Consider the following 2,100-nt stretch of genomic DNA (forward strand, 5'->3'; position numbering starts at 1 on the left):
GGTCGGATACAGCATTTCCTGCATGCCGGGGCCGCCGCGCGGGCCTTCGTAGCGGATCACCACGACGTCGCCAGCGACGATGCGATCGCCGAGGATGGCCTCGACCGCGGCGTCCTGCGATTCGAACACGCGCGCCGGACCGGAGAATTTCAGGATGTGTTCGTCGACGCCGGCGGTCTTGACGATGCAGCCGTCGGCAGCCAGGTTGCCGTACAGCACCGCCAGCCCGCCGTCTTTCGAGTACGCGTGTTCGAGGTCGTGAATGCAGCCGTTGACGCGATCGTCGTCGAGCCTGGCGAAGCGGCGGTCCTGCGAGAACGCGGTCTGCGTCGGCACGCCGCCGGGCGCGGCGCGGAAGTAGTCCTTCACATCTTTATCCTGGGTGCGGCGGATGTCGTAGACGTCGATCTGCTCGCCCAGGGTCTTCATCAGCACGGTCGGCACCTCGCGGTGGATCAGGCCGCCGCGCTCCAACTCACCCAAAATTGCCATCACGCCGCCGGCGCGATGCACGTCTTCCATGTGGTACGTCTGGATCGACGGCGCCACCTTCGACAGGTGCGGCACGCGGCGGCTCATGCGGTCGATATCCTGCATCGTGAAATCGACGCCGGCCTCGTGCGCGGCGGCGAGCAGGTGCAGTACGGTGTTGGTCGATCCGCCCATCGCGATGTCGAGCGCGATCGCGTTCTCGAAGGCATCGAAGCTGGCGATCGCGCGTGGCAGCACGCGGGTATCGCCGTCTTCGTAGTAGCGGCGGGTGTTCCTGACGATCAGGCGCGCGGCGGCAAGAAACAGGTTACGGCGGTCGGCGTGGGTCGCCAGCAACGAGCCGTTGCCCGGCAGCGAAAGTCCGAGCGCCTCGGTCAGGCAGTTCATCGAGTTGGCGGTGAACATGCCGGAGCACGAACCGCAGGTCGGGCAGGCCGAACGTTCCAGCTGCTCGACCTTCTCGTCGCTGAACGCCGCGTCGGCCGCCGACACCATGGCGTCGACCAGATCGAGCTTGATGGTCTGCTTGTCCCACACCACCTTGCCCGCCTCCATCGGTCCGCCAGAAACGAACACCGTCGGGATGTTCAGCCGCAGCGCAGCCATCACCATTCCCGGGGTGATCTTGTCGCAGTTGGAAATGCACACCAGCGCGTCGGCGCAGTGGGCGTTGACCATGTACTCCACCGAGTCGGCGATCAGGTCGCGCGAAGGCAGCGAATACAGCATGCCGCCGTGGCCCATGGCGATGCCGTCGTCCACCGCGATGGTGTCGAATTCCTTCGCCACCGCGCCCGCCGCCTCGATTTCGCGCGCCACCAGCTGGCCCATGTCCTTCAGATGCACGTGGCCCGGCACGAACTGGGTGAACGAATTGGCGATGGCGACGATGGGCTTGTTGAAATCGCCGTCCTTCATGCCGGTCGCGCGCCACAGCGCACGGGCACCGGCCATGTTGCGGCCGCGGGTGGTGGTCCAGGAACGGTAGTCAGGCATGATGCTCACTCAATCTATAATCAGTCGGCCATTTTACCTGTCGCGCCCCCACCCGGACACTTCATGCTCATCCATCCGCAATTCGACCCCGTCGCCCTGCAGCTCGGGCCCGTCGCCGTCCACTGGTACGGCCTGATGTACCTCGTCGCCTTCATGCAGGTGCTCCTGCTCGGGCGCTGGTGCATCGCCCACCGGCCATGGTCGGGCTGGACGCAGAAAATGCTCGACGACGTGCTGTTCTACGGCGTGCTCGGCGTCATCCTCGGCGGGCGGCTCGGCTACGTGCTGTTCTACAAACCCGCGGAATACCTGGCGAGCCCGCTCGACATCCTCAAGCTGTGGGAAGGCGGCATGAGTTTTCACGGCGGCTTCCTCGGCGTCATCATCGCGATGGCGCTGTTCGCACATCGCTACAAGCTGCGCTGGCTCGCGGTCACCGATTTCATCGCCCCGCTGGTGCCGCTGGGGCTGGCCGCCGGGCGGCTCGGCAACTTCATCAACGGCGAACTGTGGGGACGCGCCACCGACCTGCCGTGGGGCATGGTGTTCCCGCAGGCGGCGGACGGCGTCAGTCGGCATCCCTCGCAGCTCTACCAGTTCGCCGGCGAGGGC

The 2,100-nt window shown here is 66.0% G+C and carries 2 protein-coding genes; one reads left to right on the forward strand and one right to left on the reverse strand.

The features are described from left to right. Positions 1 to 1,488 (reverse strand): dihydroxy-acid dehydratase (gene ilvD / locus Q0L94_RS17535; RefSeq protein WP_296755914.1); only part of this gene is annotated, 1,488 nt, incomplete at its 3' end. 63 nt (positions 1,489 to 1,551) lie between these two features. Here ilvD and lgt point away from each other — a divergent pair. After that, a partial coding sequence (lgt, locus tag Q0L94_RS17540) for a prolipoprotein diacylglyceryl transferase (protein ID WP_296755917.1) occupies positions 1,552 to 2,100 on the forward strand: 549 nt, incomplete at its 3' end.

This window comes from Thiobacillus sp. (genome assembly GCF_024708915.1).